The organism is Amycolatopsis sp. WAC 04197, from assembly GCF_003947475.1.
Classification (GTDB): domain Bacteria; phylum Actinomycetota; class Actinomycetes; order Mycobacteriales; family Pseudonocardiaceae; genus Amycolatopsis; species Amycolatopsis japonica.
Window position 1 is genome coordinate 336973 of record NZ_QHJK01000004.1, and the last position, 21053, is coordinate 358025.

Annotated in this window: 16 protein-coding genes; 8 read left to right on the forward strand and 8 right to left on the reverse strand. The window is 68.1% G+C overall.

The features are described 5' to 3' along the window. The first annotated feature begins 239 nt into the window (after window positions 1–239). On the forward strand, window positions 240–2009 hold the full coding sequence (locus DMC64_RS18460) for a chitinase (protein WP_125734507.1): 1770 nt from the start codon (window positions 240–242) through the stop codon (window positions 2007–2009). Window positions 2010–2476: 467 nt separating this feature from the next. On the opposite strand, the gene DMC64_RS18465 is transcribed toward DMC64_RS18460, so the two are convergent. The 3 genes from DMC64_RS18465 to DMC64_RS18475 all read right to left on the reverse strand — a co-directional run bounded on the left by DMC64_RS18465 (window position 2477) and on the right by DMC64_RS18475 (window position 6200). Beyond that, window positions 2477–3829, reverse strand: coding sequence for a cellulose binding domain-containing protein (locus tag DMC64_RS18465; RefSeq protein WP_370324387.1), 1353 nt, complete (start codon window positions 3827–3829; stop codon window positions 2477–2479). Window positions 3830–3866: 37 nt separating this feature from the next. Continuing rightward, a complete protein-coding gene (locus DMC64_RS18470) occupies window positions 3867–5507 on the reverse strand; it encodes a glycosyl hydrolase family 18 protein (RefSeq protein WP_125734508.1) in 1641 nt (546 codons plus the stop codon). A gap of 261 nt (window positions 5508–5768) precedes the next feature. After that, entirely contained in the window at window positions 5769–6200 is a 432-nt protein-coding gene (locus tag DMC64_RS18475) for an RpiB/LacA/LacB family sugar-phosphate isomerase (protein ID WP_125734509.1), read from the reverse strand. Between the two features lie 60 nt (window positions 6201–6260). On the opposite strand from DMC64_RS18475, the gene DMC64_RS18480 reads away from it, so the two are divergent. Further along, window positions 6261–6890, forward strand: coding sequence for a TetR/AcrR family transcriptional regulator (locus DMC64_RS18480; protein WP_125734510.1), 630 nt, complete (start codon window positions 6261–6263; stop codon window positions 6888–6890). Here DMC64_RS18480 and DMC64_RS18485 read toward each other — a convergent pair. Further along, window positions 6887–7429 carry a DM13 domain-containing protein gene (locus DMC64_RS18485; protein WP_125734511.1) on the reverse strand — a complete coding sequence of 181 codons (543 nt, stop codon included), beginning with the start codon at window positions 7427–7429 and terminating at the stop codon, window positions 6887–6889. The two genes, DMC64_RS18480 and DMC64_RS18485, sit on opposite strands and share 4 nt — an antisense overlap. Before the next feature lie 143 nt (window positions 7430–7572). Here DMC64_RS18485 and DMC64_RS18490 point away from each other — a divergent pair, with 143 nt between their 5' ends. Together DMC64_RS18490 and DMC64_RS18495 are read left to right on the forward strand one after the other, a co-directional pair. Then, window positions 7573–8439: a bile acid:sodium symporter family protein gene (locus tag DMC64_RS18490; protein WP_125734512.1), complete on the forward strand. Its 867-nt coding sequence runs from the start codon at window positions 7573–7575 to the stop codon at window positions 8437–8439. A 14-nt stretch (window positions 8440–8453) separates the two neighbouring features. Then, complete coding sequence (locus DMC64_RS18495) at window positions 8454–9257, forward strand: alpha/beta fold hydrolase (RefSeq protein WP_125734513.1); 804 nt, start codon at window positions 8454–8456, stop codon at window positions 9255–9257. Between the two features lie 120 nt (window positions 9258–9377). On the opposite strand, the gene DMC64_RS18500 is transcribed toward DMC64_RS18495, so the two are convergent. Then, on the reverse strand, window positions 9378–10715 hold the full coding sequence (locus DMC64_RS18500; RefSeq protein WP_125734514.1) for an aspartate aminotransferase family protein: 1338 nt from the start codon (window positions 10713–10715) through the stop codon (window positions 9378–9380). 87 nt (window positions 10716–10802) lie between these two features. Between DMC64_RS18500 and DMC64_RS18505 the strand changes: the two genes are divergently transcribed. After that, a complete protein-coding gene (locus tag DMC64_RS18505; RefSeq protein WP_125734515.1) occupies window positions 10803–11699 on the forward strand; it encodes a LysR family transcriptional regulator in 897 nt (298 codons plus the stop codon). On the opposite strand, the gene DMC64_RS18510 is transcribed toward DMC64_RS18505, so the two are convergent. Beyond that, window positions 11620–12846 (reverse strand): MFS transporter, encoded by a 1227-nt coding sequence (locus DMC64_RS18510; RefSeq protein WP_125734516.1) that lies wholly within the window; start codon window positions 12844–12846, stop codon window positions 11620–11622. The two genes, DMC64_RS18505 and DMC64_RS18510, sit on opposite strands and share 80 nt — an antisense overlap. Window positions 12847–12910: 64 nt before the next feature. Here DMC64_RS18510 and DMC64_RS18515 point away from each other — a divergent pair, with 64 nt between their 5' ends. Both DMC64_RS18515 and DMC64_RS18520 read left to right on the forward strand, forming a co-directional pair. Next, the gene (locus DMC64_RS18515; protein WP_037342533.1) at window positions 12911–13282 is read left to right on the forward strand and encodes a MerR family transcriptional regulator; all 372 of its coding nucleotides are present in this window, start codon (window positions 12911–12913) and stop codon (window positions 13280–13282) included. A gap of 89 nt (window positions 13283–13371) precedes the next feature. Beyond that, window positions 13372–14511, forward strand: a complete 1140-nt coding sequence (locus DMC64_RS18520; RefSeq protein ID WP_038509067.1) for a Gfo/Idh/MocA family protein — start codon at window positions 13372–13374, stop codon at window positions 14509–14511. Here the strand turns inward: DMC64_RS18520 and DMC64_RS18525 are convergent. Continuing rightward, entirely contained in the window at window positions 14508–15251 is a 744-nt protein-coding gene (locus tag DMC64_RS18525) for a GAF and ANTAR domain-containing protein (RefSeq protein WP_125734517.1), read from the reverse strand. The two genes, DMC64_RS18520 and DMC64_RS18525, sit on opposite strands and share 4 nt — an antisense overlap. A gap of 59 nt (window positions 15252–15310) precedes the next feature. Next, window positions 15311–17200, reverse strand: coding sequence for a translation factor GTPase family protein (locus tag DMC64_RS18530; protein WP_125734518.1), 1890 nt, complete (start codon window positions 17198–17200; stop codon window positions 15311–15313). A gap of 259 nt (window positions 17201–17459) precedes the next feature. Between DMC64_RS18530 and DMC64_RS18535 the strand changes: the two genes are divergently transcribed. Next, a complete protein-coding gene (locus DMC64_RS18535; protein WP_125734519.1) occupies window positions 17460–21026 on the forward strand; it encodes a discoidin domain-containing protein in 3567 nt (1188 codons plus the stop codon). The last annotated feature ends 27 nt before the right edge of the window (window positions 21027–21053 follow it).

The window sequence follows — 21053 nt, forward strand, 5'->3', positions numbered from 1 at the left end:
GCCGGATCGCCCGTTCTCGGCACGCTCCTGTGCGTTCCCAACATCCCCACCTCCCGAAAGCCCCCAGCCCTCTTGGCCCTTCCGACGTTACGGAGCGCGCCCGCGCGTCACACCGGTACAGCAGCCCGGAGTAGTCGGGTCTTTGGACCCTGGTGGGCGCGGGGTATGGACTTTCGCCAGATTGGTCTAGACAATTAGCCCAGCGCGGCGGCAGGCCGCCCTTTCACGGAGGAATCGCGATGAGGCGTTCCAGATCCATGGCATTTCTGGCCGTTTTGGTGCTCACCTTCACCGGCCTGATCACCGGCGGTGGCACCGCGAACGCGGCCAACCTGCTCCTCAATCCCGGTTTCGAGGCGGGTTCGACCTCCGGCTGGTCCTGCGCGGCGGGCGCGGCCGTGAGCACACCGGTCCGTTCGGGCGGTTACGCCGTTTCGGTCACGCCCGGCTCGACGATCGGGAAATGCGCACAGACGGTATCCGTCCGGCCGAACACGACCTACGCGGTTTCGGCCTGGGTGAACGGGAACCCGGTGTACCTCGGCGTCACGGGCGGGCCCTCGACCTGGACCGCGGCGACCTCGTACACACAGCTCTCGCTCTCGTTCACCACGTCGGCCACGCAGACGACGGCCGAGGTGTACGTCCACGGCTGGTACGGATCGGGCACCTTCTACGCGGACGACATCAGCCTCGACGGACCCGGCGGAGGCACCCCCGGCGCGCCGCCGACCCCGGGAAACCCGGCCGTCGGCACGGTGACGAACTCGTCGATCGCGCTCTCGTGGGGCGCCTCGGCGGGGACGGTGACCGGCTATCGCGTGTACGAGGGCGGGACCGTGGTCGCGACGGTGACCGGGACTTCGGCGACGATTTCGGGGTTGACGGCCTGTTCGTCGCACAACTACTCGGTGGCCGCGTACAACAGCGCGGGTGAATCGCCGAAGACCACCGAAGCGGGCGCCACGACCTCCGGGTGCGTGGACACCGGCCTGCCGAAACACGCGCTGATCGGCTACCTGCACGCGAGTTTCGCCAACGGGTCCGGCTACACGCGGATGGCCGACGTCCCGGCGGCGTGGGACATCATCAACCTGGCCTTCGGTGAGCCGACTTCGGTGACCTCCGGCGACATCCGCTTCACGCGGTGCCCGGTCGCGGAATGCCCGACCGTGGAAAGCGACGCGGATTTCATCGCCGCGATCCGCGCGAAGCAGGCGCAGGGCAAGAAGGTACTGATCTCCATCGGCGGCCAGAACGGCCAGGTCCAGCTGACCACGACCGCGGCGCGCGACGCGTTCGTCAGCTCGGTGTCCGCGATCATCGACCGGTACGGGCTGAACGGGCTCGACATCGACTTCGAGGGCCACTCGCTGTACCTCAACTCCGGGGACAACGATTTCCGCAATCCGACCACGCCGGTGATTGTCAATCTCATTTCGGCGTTGAAGACGCTGAAAGCCCGCTACGGTGCGGGATTCGTGCTGACGATGGCGCCGGAGACGTTCTTCGTGCAGACCGGATACCAGTACTACGGCGGCCTCGGCGGCGCCGACAACCGGACGGGTTCGTACCTGCCGGTGATCCACGCGATGCGGGACGCGCTGACCGTGCTGCACGTCCAGGACTACAACTCCGGACCGGTGATGGGCCTGGACAACCAGTACCACTTCATGGGCGGCGCGGATTTCCACATCGCGATGACCGACATGATCAAGGCGGGTTTCACGGTGTCGTCGACCGGATTCCGGTTCCCGGGGCTGCGTGAGGACCAGATCGCGTTCGGCCTGCCCGCCGCGGTGAGCGCGGGCAACGGGCACACCGCGCCGGCGGCGGTGCATTCGGCGCTGAACTGCCTGGTGAAGAACTCCGGATGCGGGTCGTATTCCTTGCGTGGCGGTGCTTCGCCCGCGCTGCGGGGGCTGATGACGTGGTCGATCAACTGGGACCGGTACTACGGATGGGAGTTCCAGAACGCCCATGAGCCGTTCCTGAACGCCTTGCCCTGATCCGCATTCAGAGGACTAAACGCGTCGCTTGTGGTCCCGCTAGTACGTGAAGGACCCCTTCACTGCGCTAGACGCAGTGAAGGGGTCCTTCACGTACTCAGGGCTTGCAGGCGTTGGTCACAGGGCCGGGAGGCATTGCGAAAGCCACTTTCGCAACGCTGAAGGTTGCGAAAGTGGCTTTCGCAGCACGCTCGCGAGGCATTGGGGCCGGCTTGACCCGTGCGCCCCAGCAACCGTGTCGCGAAAGCCACTTTCGGGACATCAGACGTCGCGAAAGTGGCTTTCGCGACACGCCTCGACCAAGCGCCGCACCCGGAGCCCAGCGAAGACCTCACGCATTTCGTCCTCTGGATGCGATCCTTGCGCGTGCAACGATCGCATTCAGAGGACGAAATGCGGGCAGAAAGGGAGCGGGCCCGCACCGTGCAGCATCGGTGCGGGCCCGCAGTTCGGGGCGCAAAGGGACGTCAGAAGCCCGCGGTGATCCGCGTGAAGTCCCAGTCGTTCTGTGCGATACCACTGCAGTTCTCGGCCACCCCGCCGTTCGGGCAGCCCCGGTCACGGTTGGTCGACCAGAACGCCAGCCTGGCGATCTTGTTGGTCTTCGACCAGTTCGTGATCCGGGTCCAGGTGTCGAGACTCGTGAGTTCCCGCTGGTCCGAAAGACCGTTCATCCCGCTGATGCCCAGGTGGCCGTACGCCGTGGCGTCGTTCCACCCGAAGGTCGACTTCAGCTTGTCCCGCAGACCGTTCGCGGCGTTGATCGTGTTGCCGTACATGTCCGCGCCGCCACCGAAGTCGAACGGCATGATCGTGTAGACGTCGATCCCGGCGTTCAGCGCCTTCGACTGGTCGATGAGCCGCTGGCCCCAGGAGTTCGGGCCGGTGGTCGTCGTGCCGAAGGTGAGAATGGTCTGGATACCGGGGTTGTTCGCCTTCACGATCTTCAGCGCGTTCAGCACGCGGTCCTGCACGGCCGCGTTCTCGAATTCGTCGGTGTTCTCGATGTCGATGTCGATCGCCTTGAGACCGTAGGCGTCGATCACCTTTTGGTAAGCGCCGGCGAGCGCTTCCGGCGTCGAGCAGTTCGGGCCGAGCTTGTTGCCGCTCCACCCGCCGAAGGACGGCACGATCTGCCCGCCCGCGGCCTTGATCTGCGCGATCGCGTTCGCGTCGACACCGCCCTGCAGCGGACGGCTGCCGTCCCAAGCCGGGTTGCAGCCACCGGACGACAGGATGAACGCCATCGTGAACCATTTGATCCCGGTCGCGTTCATCACCGTCTGCGGGTTCGGCGGGCTTCCCCAGCCCATGTACAGATACGGCGCGCCACGGCCGCCGGGCAGCGGCGGGTTGCTCGTGGTGGTCGTCGGGGAGGTCGACGTCGATGTCGTGGTCGTGCTGGTGGGCGTGGTCTGCGTCGTGGTCGGGCCGCCACCGCCCGGATCGCACGAGCCACCGTTGATCTTGCAGTTCGCCGGGGCGACGTAACCGCCGGAGTACTTGACGTTGAACCCGAAACTGGTGCTGCCACCGTTGGAAAGGTTGCCGTTCCAGGTGTTCTTCACCGTCACGTGCTGTCCGGAGACCGAGTAGCTGCCGTCCCACAGCGAAGCGATCGAGTGCCCGGCCGGGAGGTCGAATTCGACCGTCCAGGCGGGAAGGCTCGATCCCGAGTTGTTGCTGATCGTGTACTTGCCCTCCCAGCCGGAGCCCCAATCGGAGCCCTTGCTGAAGGCGGCACCGACGCCGCCGGCCGCGGAGGCCGGCGCGATCACGAGGACCGCGCCGGCCGTTGCGGCAGCGGCGGACAGGCCGATGGCCTGGATCCAAGTCCGCTTAGCCACAGTCAACCTCTCAGTTCAGGCCATTGCGCATGGCCGTGACCAGTTCACCGTTCGAGGTGTCGCCACTGAGCTCCCAGAAGAACGCGCCGCCGAGACCCTGGTTCTTGGTCCAGCCCATCTTTCCGTTGATGGTGGCGGGAGTGTCGTAGCTCCACCAGTTGTTGCCGCACTTCGCGTACGCGGTACCCGCGATCGTGCCGGTCGACGGGCAGCTGTTCTTGAGGATCTTGTAGTCCTCGATGCCCGCCTCGTACGTCCCCGGTGCCGCACCGGTCGCGGTGCCGCCCGGGGCGTCCTGGGTGACGCCGGTCCAGCCTCGGCCGTAGAAACCGATACCCAGCAACAGTTTGCTCGCCGGGACACCCTTGGCCTTGAGCTTCTGGATGGCGTCGTCGGAGTTGAAGCCCTGCTGCGGGATGCCGGGGTAGGACGTCAGCGGCGAGTGCGGGGCCGTCGGGCCCTGCGCCGCCCAAGCGCCGAAGAAGTCGTACGTCATGACGTTGTACCAGTCGAAGTACGCCGACGCGGGGCCGTAGTCGGCGGCGTCGATCTTGCCGCCGCTGCTGGCGTCCGCGGTGATCGCGGCGGTGACCAGGAACGAGGAGCCGAACTTGGTGCGCAGCGCCTGTGCCACGTTCTTGATCGCGGCGGGACCGCTGGTGTCACAGGTGAGACCGCAGGCGTTCGGGTACTCCCAGTCGATGTCGATGCCGTCGAAGACGTCGGCCCAGCGCGGGTCCTTGATCAGCTTGTAGCAGGATTCCGCGAAGGCGGTCGGGTTCTTCGACGCCTGGCCGAAGCCGCCGGACCAGGTCCAGCCACCGAACGACCACAGCACCTTCAGGCCCGGGTACATCTTCTTCAGCTTGCGCAGCTGGTTGAAGTTACCGCGCAGCGCGCCCGCGTCCCACGTGTCCGCGACACCGTCCACACTGGACCCGGCGTCGTAGAACTTGTCGTAGTCGGCGTAGGTGTCGTCGTTCGCCGTGCAGGAACCGTTGGTGACGTTGCCGAACGCGTAGTTGATATGCGTCAGCTTGGCCGCGGAACCGGAGGTGTGAATGTTCTTCACGTGGTAGTTACGGCCGTAGACGCCCCACTGCACGAAGTAGCCGAGGTTCTTCTTCGCGCCCGGGTTCGGGTTCGAAGTCGTGGTAGTGGTCGGCGGGTTGCTCGTGCTGGTCGACGTCGGGGGATTGGACGTCGTGGTGGTCGGTGTGGTCGGCGTCGTGGTCGGGTTGCCGCCACCCGGGTCGCAGGAGCCGCCGTTGATCTTGCAGTTGGCGGGCGCGGTGTAGGTGCCGGAGTACTTGACGTTGAAGCCGAAGCTGGTCGAGCCACCGTTGGAAAGGTTGCCGTTCCAGGTGTTCTTGACGGTCACGTGCTGGCCGGAGACGGTGTAGCTGCCGTCCCACAGCGAAGCGATCGAGTGTCCCGCCGCGAGGTCGAACTCGAGGGTCCAGGAACTCAGGCTGGATCCCGAGTTGTTGGTGATCGTGTACTTGCCTTCCCAGCCGGACCCCCAGTCCGAGCCCTTGGTCAGGGTGGCTCCGACCCCGCCCGCCGCGTTCGCCGGGACGGTCACCAGACCGACCGCGAGCGCCGCGACGGCCGTGAACAGGCCGACCAGATGCCATTTTTTTCTCGACATTTCACTCCTTACAACCCGGTGCCGGGAAATGATCTTGGAGATGATTTCGTCAAAGGGAAATCGGCGACATCGCGTTGCTTCGGCCGAAACCGGGCAGGCGGGGATGAGTCTTCATCGACCACCTCCATGCGGAACGCTTTGTTGCGGGAGACGGTACGTGGTCTGGACCAATATGGGAAGCATCACTACGTAGAGTGGTGATTTTCCTGCTAACGGCCTAATACGTTCGACAGCGTTAATCGTTCACTGGTCCACTGCCGGTCAGTGGCGGAATTCGTCCATTTCGCCGAGCCGGGCGATATTCGCGGATTCGTCGGGGTCGGGCAGGACGCCGGAAAGGAACACGTCGGTGATTTCGACGGCCACGTCGGGTGCGAGCCGCTTGAGGCTCAGTGCCAGCACGTTCGCGTCGTTCCACTTGCGCGCGCCCGCGGCGATCCAGGTGTCCCAGGCCAGCGCCGCGCGGACCCCGGGCACCTTGTTGGCCGCGATCGCCGTACCCGTCCCGGTCCAGCACATCACCACGCCGAAATCGGCCTCACCGTCCGCGACCGCCCGGCCCACCGCCGCACCGAGTTCCGGCCAGACGTCCGACGCCGCCGGGCGCAGCACCTCGTGGCCCGCCTCGGCGAGATACGCCTGGACGGCGTCCGTGGTGGCGTTCCGGTCGTCGGCGGCGAAGGCGATCCTCATGTCCGGATCGTAACGCCGCGTCGACAGGTGACGAACCCGAAGTCATGGGAGGATCTCGGCGTGGACTCGTCTGCGGAGGAGCACCAGGTCCAGCGTGACCAGGAGATCGCACGGACACGGATTCTCGAAACCGCCGCCCGCCTGATCGGCGAGGCAGGTTTCGCCCGGCTCAAGATCGGCATGATCTGCGCCAGGACCGGCTATCCCAGCGGCGTCGTCTACCAGCTGTTCGGCTCGAAGGAGACGCTGGTGCAGCGGCTCGTCGAGTTCGCGGCGGAGAAGTTCGCCGACGCCTTCAGCGCCGCCGTCGCCACGCGGACCGGCGGCCTGACGCCCAGCCCGATGGACATGCTGCGCGCCCTGCTGGACATCTTCTTCGAGCTGCTCACCGACATGCCGCCGCTGAACCGCGCGTTCGTGGTGCTCTGGACGGACGCGACCGTCGGCGATCCGGCGGTGCGGTCGGCGATGACCGAGGCCGATCGGCGCTACCGGTTCGCCATCGCGCAGACGGTCGCCGCCGGACTCGCGGACGGTTCGATCACCGGCGTCCGCGACCCGGACGCGTACGCGGCGGCGCTGGTGGGGCAGCTGCGGGGGATCGCCGTGGCCTCGATCATCGACCCCGGCGGAATCGATCTGCGCGCCGTCCGTGCGGAGATGGAGTACGCCGTGGACCGGCTCTCCTAAACCTTCGCCAGCTCCGCCGCGCCGAAGGACACGTTGAACCGATCGCACCAGATCGTCACGCTCGAATAGCGCGCCAGATCGGTCCCCGCCGGCAGCGTGTAGTTCTGGCTGCCCTTGTTGCCCTTGAGTTTCCCGGCGCTCACGTACGCGCCGTCGTCGAACACGGACCAGCCGTCCTTGCCGGGGAGCACCGGCGCGTCGGTGAGCCAGACCCGCAGATCCGGGCCGTTGCTCGTGTCGAGGTTTTCGAAGCGCAGCACCAGCGTTCCGTCGGCCGCGCGCAGGATCCGGACGTCACCGGTGGTCGCGTGCTCGTGGCTGATCAGCGCGCCGGTCGCCACGACCGTGGGCTCTTTCGGGGCGGGTGTGGCACTTCCGGTGGCTTGAGTGGTGGGCTGGGCCGTGGTTTCGGCCACGGGCAGTGCCTCCTGGACCGTCTCGTTCACCCAGAGCTTCCACGGCTGGAACCAGTAGAGGCCCGCGGCCACCGCCACCACCAGTCCGGCCGCCACGACGGCGAGCACCCGCTTGCGTTTCATGCGTTCATTCAACCCCGCGCGGGGCGAGGAGTGCGGTTACCGAACTCTTACGGGTCACGTCCGGGTTTCGGTGGCTTGACCGGGTTCTCGTCGCTTGACACGATTGCCGCTCTGAAAAGGGCATATCGGACGGAGGCCCCTCGATGGGTTCGGCGATGTTTTCGATCCTCCTGCCGGTAGCGCTGGCGCTCGTCATGTTCGGGCTGGGGCTGACCCTGACCGTCGGCGACTTCACGCGGGTGCTGAAGTACCCGAAGGCCGCCGTCATCGCCCTGGTGTGCCAGATGATCGTGCTGCCCGTGATCTGCGTCGGCCTCATCGTGCTGTTCGGGCTGGAAGGCGTGCTCGCGGTCGGCATGATGCTGCTCGTCGCCTCGCCCGGTGGCACGTCGGCGAATCTGTTCAGCCACCTGGCCGGCGGCGACGTCGCCCTCAACGTCACGCTCACGGCGATCAACTCGGTGCTGGCCGTGTTCACCCTGCCGCTGGTGGTCGGCCTGTCGATGGCCGAATTCCTCGACGGCGGCGCCTCGGTCGGGCTCCAGCCCGCGAAGTTCGTGCAGGTCTTCGCGATCGTGCTGATCCCGGTCGTGCTCGGGATGGCGGTGCGGCACCGGTTCACCGCCTGGGCCGAGCGGATGCGCAAACCGGTCAAGATCGGCTCCGCCGTGGTGCTCGTGCTGGTGATCGCGGCCGCGATCGCGCAGGAGTTCCGGACGCTGGTGGACAACATCGGCACGCTCGGGCCGGTGGCGCTGGCGCTTTCCGTGCTCAGCCTCGCGATCGGGTACTACGTGCCGCGGCTGTTCCGGGTGGACCGCGGGCAGGCGATCGCGTCCGCCATGGAGATCGGCGTGCACAACGCCACCCTCGCGATCGCCGTGGCGTTCTCCGTGCTCGGTGACAAGGCGATGGCCGTGCCCGCCGGGGTCTACGGCGTGCTCATGTTCCTGCCCGCCGGGATCGCGGCCTTCCTGTTGTCCCGCAGCCGGGAGAGCGCGCCGGTCTGAGCTAGTTTGGGGCCGTGGCTCGTTCCCCCATCGGTGACATCCTCGACGTGAACGGCGTCGCCGTCCATGTGCGCCAGGACGGCGCCGGGCCGCCGGTGGTGTTGCTGCACGGGTATTGCGGGTCGGTGCACTGGTTCGACCGGCTCACCCTCGGCCTGTCCGCGGCGCGGCACGTGATCCGGGTGGATCTGCTGGGACACGGATGCACCGGTGGTTCGTCCGGGCTCGACGCGGTGTCGCAGGCGCGCATGGTCGCCGGTGTCCTCGATGCGCTGGGCGTCGAGGACGTTCTGGTCGCCGGTCACTCCTTCGGTGCGGATGTCGCCTTGGCGCTGGCCGAAATCTCGCCGCGGGTGGGTTCCGTGGTGCTGATCGGGCAGGCGCCGGATTACAGCTACGCGTCGTTTCCGCCGGGGAGTTCGGTTCTGCTGCCGATGGTCAGCGCGCTCGTACGGCTCGTGGCTCACCGTCCGTGGGTGCGGTTCGCTTCGCGGTTCCGCCGAGCGGGCTGGTTCGACGATCCTTTGCAGGACTTGGCCGATCACGCGGTCACCGCGCCCGCGATGGCCCGGGTGGTACTCGGGGAACGCGCGCGACTGCTCGCATTTCGTCCTCTGGATGCGCAAGTGGCCGCCTTGGGGTTGCCGTGCCTGGTGATTCTCGGGCGCAGGGACCGCTTTTACGACTGTGATAAGACTTTCGCGCGCTACTCGGCGGTCGGGGCGCGGGTGGAGGTCGTCGAAGGCGCCGGGCATTCGCCGTTCTTGGAGCGGCCTGGCGAGGTCGCCCGGTTGCTTCGGGAGTTCAGCGGGTCGTGAGCGAAGGCGTGACTCGCGTGATCAGAGACGTAACTCGCGTGATTGGAGGACGCACTCGAGTGTTTCGCCTCTGATCACGCGAGTTCCGGCTTCAATCACGTGAGTTGCGGGGCCACGGTCTCACGACCAGCGCGCGCCGGCGTCGCCGATCGCCTGATCCAACACCGCCAGCCCCTCCGCCAGCTCGTCTTCGGTGGCCGTCAGCGGCGGAGCGATCCGGAAGACCCCGCCCATCCCCGGCAACTGCACGATGTTCATGTGCAGCCCCAATTCGAGGCAGCGCCGCGTGACCAGCGCGCCCAGTTCGTCGGAGCTCCGTTTCGTGGCGCGGTCCACGACGAGTTCCACGCCGACCAGCAGGCCCCGCCCCCGGATGTCGCCGACGACGGGATGACGGGCGGCGAGGTCGTCGAGGCCGCGGCGGAGGAAGGCGCCCAGTTCGGTGGCGCGTTCGTCGAGGCGGTCGCGGGTGAGGACGTCGAGCACGGTGTTCCCGACGGCCGCCACCAGCGGGTCCGCGACATGCGTCGTGAAGAACAGATAGCCGCGGTCGTGCGCCTCCTGCTCGATTTCCGCGCTCGTGATCACCGCCGCCAGTGGGAGTCCGGCGCCCAGCGTCTTGGACAGGGTGAGGATGTCGGGGACGACGCCGTCGCGTTCGAAGGCGTACCAGTTTCCCGTGCGGCACAAGCCGGTCTGCGCCTCGTCGAGGATCAGCAGCATCCCGCGCTCCCGGCATTTCTCTTGCAGGGCGGCGAAATAGCCCGCCGGCGGCTCGATGATCCCGCCGGAGCTCAGGATCGGTTCGACGATGCACGCCGCCAGACTGCCGACGGACTGGGCGTCGATCATCTCGAACGCGAAGTCCAGCTGGCGTTTCCAGTCCAGTTCCCCGTCCGGGCCGACGAAATCGGGCCGGTACGGGTTCGGCGCGGGAATGGCGAAGTTGCCGGGCGTGGTCGGGCCGTAGCCCTTGCGGCCCGCGCTGTAGGTCGCGTTCGCCGCCGCTTGCGTCATCCCGTGCCACGACCGGGCGAACGACACGATCTCGTGTTTCCCGGTCACCAGTTTCGCCATCCGGATCGCGGCCTCGTTCGACTCCGCGCCGGTGGTCAGCAGGAGCGCCTTTTCCAGCGGCGACGGCAAGGTTTCGGCCAGCCGTCGCGCGAGGTCGACGACGGGGCGGCTCAGCATCCCGCTGAACAGGTGGTCCAGCGAGCCGATCTGCCGCCGCACGGTCTCGACGATCTCCGGATGCGAATGCCCGAGGATCGCGCTCATCTGCCCGGACGTGAAGTCGAGGATCCGCCGCCCGGATTCGGTGAACAGGTAGCTCCCGGCGGCGTGATCGATGATTTCGCGGGTGAAGTCGCCGGCCCCGGCGTAGCGCACGAGATGCCGGTCGGCGTCGGCCCAGAAACGGTCGGTGGTGGACAGGTCGGTGAGGGGAGCAGCCATGTTCCGACGGTAAGTCGGAGCCGAGCGACACGTCCAGCTCACGATTCCGGCTGTGCTGTTCGGCTGATCCGTACAACAATGGGTGCCATGCTCAATCCTTGGAGGCTCAGCCTGTTGAGCAGGCTGGACACGCTGGGCACCGTCCGCGCGGTCGCGAAGGCGGCCAACCTGAGCGCGTCGAGCGTGTCCCAGCAACTGGCGGTCCTCGAGGCCGAGACCCGCACGCGGCTGCTGGAACGCACCGGCCGCCGCGTCCGGCTGACCCCGGCCGGACGCATGCTGGCGCGCCGCGCGCGAGCGATCCTCGACCACATGGACACCGTCGAGGCCGAGTTGCGCGGCCTCGGCGAGGGGCCCGCGGGGCACGTCCGCCTCGGCGCCTTCCAGAGCGCGATCCACACCATCGCCGTCCCCGCGGTGAACCGGCTGGCCCGTTCGCATCCGAGCCTCCAGATCGAACTGCTCGAACTCGAACCGCACGTCAGCATGCCGGCGCTCCGGGTCGGCGACGCCGACGTCATCGTCACGACAACGGATTTCGTCGAGCAGCCGCTGGGGCCCGACATCGACCTGGTGCCGCTCGCGACCGACCCGATCGTGCTCGTCATCCCGCCCGGCCATCCGGCCGCGGGCCGGGGTCCCGCCGACCTCGCCGCCTACGCGAGCGAGCCGTGGGCGTTCGACATCCCCCAGTCCTACATGGCGAACCTCGCGACCCGGCTCTGCCGCGAAGCCGGTTTCGAGCCGCGCGTGATCGCCCGGTTCAGCAACTACATGATGACCTTGCAGCACGTCGAGGCCGGGCTTTCGATCGCGCTCCTGCCCGGCCTCGCCGTCGACAAGCGGTACCGCGTCGCCACTCGCGAGCTCGCGACACCGGTCGACCGCTCCATCACCGCGGCGATCAGGCGCGGGTCCGCGCCTCGCGCCGCGGTCGACCTGGTTCTCGAGGCGATCCGGAGTCATCCGGAACTGCCGCTGTGAACCCGTGCCGTCGCGCCACCAGCACCACGGCCAGCGTCGGCACGAGCAGCACCAGGACACTCCACGGGAACGACCCGGCGCCGAAACCGTCGAGGAGGACGCCGCCGGCGATCCCGCCGCCCGCCATCGCCGCGTTCCACAGGGTGACCAGCATGGCCTGCGCGATGTCCGCCGCGCCGCCCTTGTCACCCGCCCTCGCGGCTGCGGTCTGCAGTAGCGTCGGCACGCCACCCCAGCCGAGTCCCCACAGTGTCGCCGCGACGTAGACCAAGACCGGATTCCCGCCCAGCAGAGCCAAAAGCGTCGCACCGAGCGCCACGAGCACGGTGCCCGCGACGGTCAGCGCCCGCAGCCGCCGGTCGATGTGGACGCCGACGAGCCAGATGCTGACCATCGAAGCCAGCCCGAACACCAGCAGGATCCGGTCGACCGCGCCGCCCATCGACACGTGTTCGAGGAAGGTGGCGATGTAGGTGTAGAGGATGTTGTGCGCCAGCACGAACGTCAGCGTCACGAACAGCACCGCGGCGACGCCGGGCACGGCGAGGGTCTTGCGCACCGGGAGCCTGCCGCTCTTGTCCTGTCCGGGGAAGTCGGGGACGCCCACCGCGATCCAGCCCAGCAGGCCGAGCGCGAGCACCGACATCAGCGAGAACGTCACCTGCCAGCCGAAGACGCCGCCCAGGAACGTACCGGCGGGGATGCCGAGCGAAAGCGCGAGCGGGATACCGGTCATCACGATGGCGATCGCCTTGCCCTGCATCGCTTCCGGCGCCAGCCGCCGGGCGTAACCGGCCAGCAGCGCCCAGACCACGCCCGCCGCGATCCCGGCGACGAACCGCGCGCCGAGGGTCAGGGGATAGTTCGTGGACAGCGCCGTGACCGTGTTGGCGACGGCGAACCCGGCCACTCCGGCCAGGAGCAAACGTTTGCGGCGCCAGCCCGCGGTCGCGGCGGACAGGGGGATCGCGGTCAGTGCGGTGCCGATCGCGTACACCGTCACCAGTTGCCCGGTCGCCGCTTCGCCGACGCCGAGCCCGGCGCTCATCGCGGGCAGCACGCCGGCGGGCAGTGCCTCGGTCAGGACGGTGACGAAGGCCGCCGTGGTCAGCGCGAGCAGCGCGCCGAGCGGGAGTTTCGAAGTCATGCTCCGTATGCTCGAACCATCACATAGATGTGAAGGTCAAGTCGGCCGGAGTGAGGTGGCGCACATGCGGATCGGGGAGCTGGCGGAGCGGACGGGGACGTCGCGCCGTCTGCTGCGGTACTACGAGGAGCAGGGTCTCATCATCTCGGAACGGCTGGCGAACGGCTACCGCGACTACGCCGAGCCGTCGGTCGACCGGGTCATCCAGGTGCGCGGCCTGCTCGACGCCGGGCTGCCCACCAGGATCATCAAGCAGATCCTGCCGTGCCTGGACAAACCCCGGCAGATCTACTTCCCGGACGCGACCGCGGAGATGCTCCAGACCCTGGAGGCCGAACGCGACCGGATGACCCGGCGGGCCGAATGCCTGCTCCGCAACCGGGACGCCATCACCGAGTACCTCGACGCCGTCCGCGCCTACGATCCCGCTTCCTGAGCCGGAGGGACTTTCCTCGCATCGGTCTTGACAGGGTGAGAAAGCGCTTTCAGGATGTGGTCAGGAAAGCGCTTTCAAAAGGAGAACGGATGACCACGCGGAAACTCGGCGTCGTGATGAACGGCGTCACCGGGCGGATGGGCTATCGGCAGCACCTGGTGCGCTCGGTCCTGGCGATCAGGGAGGCCGGCGGGGTCGAGCTGGCCGACGGTTCGCGGGTGCAGCTGGAGCCGGTCCTGGTGGGGCGCAACGCGGACAAGCTCGAAGAGATCGCCACCCGGCACGGGCTGACCCGCTGGACCACCGACCTCGACGCCGCGCTCGGCGACGACGACCTCCCGCTCTACTTCGACGCGCAGCTGACCGCGGTCCGCGAGAAGTCGATCGTCCGCGCCATCGACGCGGGCAAGCACATCTACACCGAGAAGCCGGTGGCCGAATCGGTCGAAGGCGCCCTCGCGCTGGCGCGGCACGCCGAGGCGGCCGGGGTCAAGAACGGTGTCGTCCACGACAAGCTGTACCTGCCCGGCCTGCTCAAGCTGAAGCGCCTGATCGACAGCGGCTTCTTCGGCCAGATCCTCTCCGTGCGCGGCGAGTTCGGCTACTGGGTCTTCGAGGGCGACTGGCAGGCCGCGCAGCGCCCCAGCTGGAACTACCGCGCCGAAGACGGCGGCGGCATCGTCGTCGACATGTTCTGCCACTGGAACTACGTGCTGGAGAACCTCTTCGGCGCCGTCAACGCCGTGACCGCGAAGGCCGTCACCCACATCCCGGAGCGTGTCGACGAGAAGGGCGACCGGTACGCGGCCACGGCCGACGACTCCGCGTACGCGATCTTCGAGCTCGAAGGCGGGGTCATCGCCCAGCTCAACTCGTCCTGGTGCGTGCGGGTCCACCGTGACGAACTGGTGGAGTTCCAGGTCGACGGCACCAAGGGCAGCGCGGTCGCCGGTCTGCACAAATGCGTCATCCAGCCGAGGGAGGCCACGCCGAAGCCGGTGTGGAACCCGGACCTGGCGGAAACACAGTCCTATCGGTCGCAGTGGCAGGAAGTGCCGGACAACGAGGACTTCGGCAACGGTTTCCGCGCGCAGTGGGAGCAGTTCGTCCGCCACGTCGTGGACGACGCCCCGCACCCCTACGACTTCATGGCGGGGGTGCGCGGCATCAGGCTCGCGGAAGCCGGCCTCGAGTCCTCACGCGAGGGCCGCCGGATCTCGCTGGGCTAACGCCCGAAGACCGCGCTCGGATCCTCGGCGATCAGCACCGAGATCTCCCGGATCTTGCGGTTCGTGTGCTGCGACGCCTCGGTGAGCCAGCGAAAGGCCTCATCGGCGTTCAGCTCCAGACGTGCCATCACGATCCCCTTCGCGGTGGCGATGGCGTCCCTGGTCTCCAACGCGGCGACCAGGGTCTCCGCCTGTCGTTCGGCGGCGGCCCAGCGGGACGCGGTCAGGATGATCGCCGAGATCGCCGAGGTGAACATCGCGACCAGGGCCGCCTCCACCGGATCGAAGGCGTTCTCCTGGAAGCTCCAGACGTTGAGCGCGCCGGCCAGCGGCTCGGACGCCCGCCGCCTGAAGTGGGACTCGTCCGGGACGAACAACGGACAGGCCAGCGCGGTCCGCACGCCGAGCAGTTCGGCGGTGGCGGCGAAATCCGGCCAGCGTTCGGCCGCGTCGGCGTCCAGCAGGGTCCGCACGATCGTGCCGCTCTCGGCGGCCTTCAGGCACGGACCTTCGTCCGCGCTGTACTGCGCCTTGTCCAGGGGGAGCAGGGACTCGTCGGTGGCGGCGACGGTGCTCGGCTCGCCGTCGGAGTACAGCGTCACCGTGGCCGCGTCCGCTCCGGGCAGCAGGCCGACCACCTTCGCCGCCACCCGTTCCAGCAACTCGTCACGGGGCTCGTCGAGCCGCATCGACTCCGTGAGCTCCCGCAACGCCGAAGCGGTGTCGCGAAACTGATCCATCGTGGCCCTTTCCCTCGGACGGCGGCTTTCGCCGTCCACCAAGAACGTACTCGTTCCGGCTAGCCGGGCATTGGCCGATTCGGGCTAACCCGGGGCCGGTGGCCCGCCGGTTCGGTGGCCATCAGGCCCTCACCGTGCGTGAGGCCGGGCAGCTGCTGCTCGAACCGGGCGACCTCGCCCAGCGGCAGCACGCCCGTCAGCTCGGCACGGTCACCGCGCACCACCGAACCGGTGACGAGCCCGCCGCATTCGACCAGCCTGGAGAGCGTCGCGGTCACCGAGTCCGCGGGTAGTTCCACCTCGAAGCGGCTGACCGGTTCGAGCACCTCGGTCCTCGCGTCCCGCAGCGCTTCTTCCAGCACGAACGGGGTGACCTTGCGGAAGTCGCCCGCCGCGCTGACCGGGCTGAAGTACCCGGTGTGGGTGACGGTCACCACGCAGTCGATCACCTCCCGGCCGGACGGGCCCCGCCGCAGTGTCGCGTCGACGGTCTCCTCGATGGCCTTGTGGAACGCGAGCGGGAGCGAGCCGAGTTCGACGTCGAGGCCGAAGGTCAGGCCGGATCCGGGGGTGCCCGGGCCGACCCGTAGCCCGACCGTCGCGAAAAAGGGATTCCGCTTCTCCGTGATGAGCCACACCGCGTGCCCGGTGCCGATCGGCCGTTCGACGCACACCGGCCGGGTGAGGCTGAAGCCGACATCGAGGCCGTGCTGTGTGGCGAGTGTCTCCGCGATGATCTCCTTCTGCACTTCGCCGTAGAGCCGCACCGAGATCTTGCGGGTCTCGTCGTCCTGCCGGACGGTGATCAGCGGATCCTGTTCCGCCAGCTCCTGCAACGCGGTGAACACCGACGCCGTCTCGGCGGGGTCGGCCGGGACGACCTCGGTTTCCAAGGCGGGCGGCGGAAACTGTGGCGACACATCGTCGTCTTCCGGGACGCCGAGGAGGTCGCCGATCCGGATCTCCTTGAGCCCGGTGATCTTGGCGATCTGCCCGGCCCGCGCGCGGGCCTCGACGGTCTCGTCGCCGAGTTCGAAGACGCGCACCGCGCTCACCTTCGCCTCCGCCGTGACCGCCCCGCCAGGGCGATGGAACCGGACGTGGTCCCGGGCGCCGATCTCGCCGGAGAACACGCGGACATAGGCGATCTTCTCGTGCGCGCGGCCGCGTTCGATCTTGAACACGGCGGCGCGCAATCGGTCGTCCGGCGCGGATTTTCCAGCCCCGCCAAGGAATTCACGGATACCCGAAGTCAGCTCGGCGATCCCTTCGCCGCTGCGTGCGGAGCCGAAGTAAACCGGGGAGACCGCGCCGAGCCGGGTCTGGCGGACGACCTCGGCCCGGTAATCGTCGGCCGTCACGGCGTCTTCGAGATACGCGGCGAGGAAGGCGTCGCTGTGCTCGGCGAGCTGCTCGGCCTGCTCCGCCGACGGCGAGAGCGGCCGGACCTTCGCGCTCGCCGTGCCGAGGCCGTCGACCTCCGACATCGGCACGCAGGCGACGTCGAGGCGTTCGGCGAGGTCGGCCAGGAGGCCGTCGTCGCGGGCGCCCGCCCGGTCGATCTTGTTGACGAAGATCAGCACGGGGATCCGCAGCCGCTTGAGGGCGCGCATGAGCACCCGGGTCTGCGCCTGCACGCCCTCGACGGCGGACACGACGAGGACGACGCCGTCGAGCACGCGCAGCGCGCGTTCGACCTCGGCGATGAAGTCCGGGTGGCCCGGGGTGTCGATCAGGTTGACGCGCAGGTCGCCGACGCGGAAGGACACGACGGCCGAGCGGACGGTGATGCCGCGACGGCGTTCCAGCTCCATCGTGTCGGTGCGGGTGTCCCCGGCGTCGACACGGCCGAGGGTGCCGATGGCGCCGGTGTGATGGAGCAGGCGCTCCGTCAGGCTCGTCTTACCGGCGTCGACATGGGCGAGGATTCCGAGGTTCAGGTACTCCATGGATGAACGGCTCCAGGGCTGTCGAAAGGTCCATACGGCTCGGGGACTCGACAGCTCGGCGCACGCCGTTCTCCTTCTTTCCGGGAAAGCACCTGGTCGGGCCGGACGTTAGCAGCGTGTTTCCGGCCGGTCACGCGATTTAGCCCCCGCCGTTGACTTGCGGCGCCCCATGGGCTGTAATTCTTGGACATTTCAGCGCAAGAACATGACAAGAGTCAGGAAGATTCCGCTCAGTCCCCTCCCGGAACAGAGGAATGTCATGAGAACGAGGCGCCTTCTGACGTACGCAGCCCTGTCCCTTCTTCTGGCCCCACCCGCCGTCGCCGCGAGTGAAGCCCCGGCGGCCGCCGCGACTCCTGCCGCCGTCGAAGCGGCCGACGCGACGTACACCGCCAGCAGCCAGCTGCCCGGGTATGTCGTCTCGAACGTCGGCGACGGGAACCAGGCCACCTACTGGGAAAGCACGAACAACCAGTTCCCGCAATGGATCCAGGCCGATCTCGGCGCGGCCACGAACATCGCCCGGCTCGTGCTCAAACTGCCCTCCGGCTGGGAAGCCCGCACCCAGACGTTCTCGGTGCAGGGCAGCGGGAACGGCGCGAGCTTCAGCGATCTCGTCCCGTCGGCGGGTCACCGGTTCGACCCGGCGACGGGCAACACCGTCACCCTCGACGTCACCGGGAACACCCGCTTCGTGCGGCTGAACATCACCGCCAACACCGGCTGGCCGGCGGCCCAGCTCTCGGAGTTCGAAGTGCACGGCCCGGCGGGCGGGGACACGCAGCCGCCGTCCGCGCCAGGGAATTTCGCCTACACCGAGCCGTCGAGCGGCAAGATCCGGCTCACGTGGTCGGCCTCGACCGACAACACGGGCGTCGCGGGCTACGACGTGTACGCCAACGGGCAGCTGCGAGGCAGTGTCGGCGGTGACGTCCTGACCTACACCGACGACCAGCCGGAAAGCGCGACCGTCGCGTATTCCGTGCGGGCCCGCGACGCGGCGGGCAACCAGTCGCCGAGCAGCGGCACGGTGACCAGGACGGGTACGCGCGCAGGCACGAATCTCGCGCTGGGCAAGCCGATCACGGCGTCTTCGGTGCAGCATTCCTACGTCGCGGCCAACGCCAACGACGACTCCGTGACCACCTATTGGGAGGGTGCGGCGTATCCGAACCTGCTGACCGTGGCGCTCGGGGCCGACGCCGACCTCGACCGCGTCGTGGTCAAGCTCAACCCGGATCCGGCGTGGGCCCAGCGCACACAGACGATCGCGGTCGAAGGGCGTGATCAAGGCACGGCCGCGTTCACCACGCTGGTGCCCGCGCAGACGTACACGTTCACCCCGTCGAGCGGCAACACCGTGACGATCCCGATGAGTGGCCGCGCCGCCGACGTCCGGCTGCGGATCACCGCCAACTCCGGTGCGCCCGGCGGTCAGGCCGCAGAATTCCAGGTTTTCGGTGTCCCAGCCCCGAATCCCGACCTCACGGTGTCGGGTGTCTCGTGGTCGCCGGCGAATCCGGTGGAGACCGACGCGATCACCGTGTCGGCGACCGTCCGCAACGCCGGGACCGCGGCGTCGGGCGCGACGAACGTGAACCTCTACCTGGGCACGGCGAAGGTCGGCACGGCCGCGGTCGGCGCGCTCGCCGCGGGAGCGTCGGCGACGGTCTCGGCGGACATCGGCGCCCGGGAAGCGGGCAGTCACCAGGTCACCGCGAAGGTCGACGAGACCAACGCCGTCGTCGAGCAGGACGAGGCCAACAACGCCTACACGGGCACAACGGCGCTCGTCGTCAGCCCGGTCCAGAGCTCCGACCTGGTCGCGGCCACCGCCTGGTCGCCGAACAACCCCACGGCGGGCGGCACCGTGACCTTCTCCACGGCGGTGCGCAACCAGGGCACGGCCGCTTCGGCGGGTGGCGCCCACGGCGTCACGGTGACGATCACCGATCAGAGCGGCGCCGTCGTCAAGACGCTCAGCGGCTCGTACTCCGGCGCGATCGCCGCCGGGGCCACCGCGCCGCGGGTGAACGTCGGCACCTGGACCGCCGGGAACGGGCGGTACACGGTCAAGACCGTCGTCGCGAACGACGCCAACGAGGTGCCCGCCAAGCAGGGCAACAACACGAGTACGCAGGCGTTGTTCGTCGGCCGCGGCGCGAACATGCCCTACGACATGTACGAGGCCGAAGACGGCGTGGTCGCGGGCGGCGCGTCCGTGATCGGTCCGAACCGGAAGATCGGCGATCTCGCGGGGGAGGCGTCGGGCCGCAAGGCGGTGACGCTGAACTCGACCGGGGCCTCGGTCGAATTCACCACCCGCGCGGCCACGAACACCCTGGTGACCCGGTTCTCGATGCCGGACGCCGCGGGTGGCGGCGGGCAGAACTCGACGCTGAACGTCTACGTCGACGGCACGTTCCTGAAAGCCATCGACCTGACTTCGCGCCATGCGTGGCTTTACGGCCCTGAGGCTTCTCCGCAGAACTCGCCGGGAGCCGGTCCCGCTCGGCACATCTACGACGAGGCCAGCCTGCTGCTCGGCACGACCGTTCCCGCCGGGCACAAGATCAAGCTGCAGAAGGACGCCGGCAACGGCTTGAACTACGCGATCGACTTCGTGAACTTCGAGCTGGCCACGGCGGCCGCGAACCCCGACCCGGCGCGCTACGCCGTCCCGGCCGGATTCACCCAGCAGGATGTGCAGGCCGCGCTGGACAAGGTGCGCCAGGATCCGAACCTCACCGGCGTCTTCCTGCCGCCGGGGCAATATCCGGTGACGAACAAGCTCACCGTGTACGGCAAGCCGGTCACGGTGCTCGGCGCCGGGCCGTGGTTCACGAAGTTCACCGCGCCCGCCGGGCAGGAGAACACCGATATCGGGTTCGACGCGCAGGCGAGCGCGAGCGGTTCGACGTTCCGCGGATTCGCCGTGTTCGGGAACTACACGTCCCGGATCGACGGGCCAGGCAAGGTCTTCAACTTCACGAACGTCACGAACATGACCATCGACGACATCTGGGTGGAGCACCAGATGTGCCTGCTGTGGGCGACCAATGTGGACAACACGACGGTGACGAACTCGCGGATCCGCGACATGTTCGCCGACGGCGTCAACTTCACCAACGGCAGCACGGGAAACCGGGTGACCGACAACGAAGCCCGCTCCACCGGTGACGACAGTTTCGCGCTGTTCGCCGCCACGGATCTCAACGCGGGCAACCAGTACGACAACGTGTTCGAGAATCTGACCGTGCTGCTTCCGTGGCGCGCGGCCGGGCTGGCGGTGTACGGCGGGTACGGCAACACTTTCCGGAACCTCTACATCGCGGACACGTTGACGTACTCGGGGATCACGATCAGCTCGCTCGACTTCGGCTATCCGTTCCTCGGCTTCGGCCCGCAGCCGACGACCGTCCAGAACGTCTCACTGGTCCGCACCGGTGGTCATTTCTGGGGGCCGCAGACGTTCCCCGCGATCTGGATGTTCTCCGCCTCCAAGGAGTTCCGGGGTATCCGGGTGTCCGATGTGGACATCCAAAGTCCGACGTACAGCGGCATCATGTTCCAGACCAAGTACACCGGAAACCGTCCGGAGAACCCGGTCGAGGACACGGTGCTGGCGAACGTGTCGATCACCGGAGCGCACCGCAGCGGTGACGAGTTCGACGCGAAGTCGGGGATCGGGATCTGGGCCAACGAGCTGCCGGAACCGGGTCAGGGCCCGGCCGTCGGTTCGGCGACGTTCTCCGGGCTCACCCTGAGCGACAACGCCGAAGACATCCGGAACACGACGAGCACGTTCACCATCAACCGGAATTGAGCGCCCCAGCGCGTGAAGGCCTCCTTC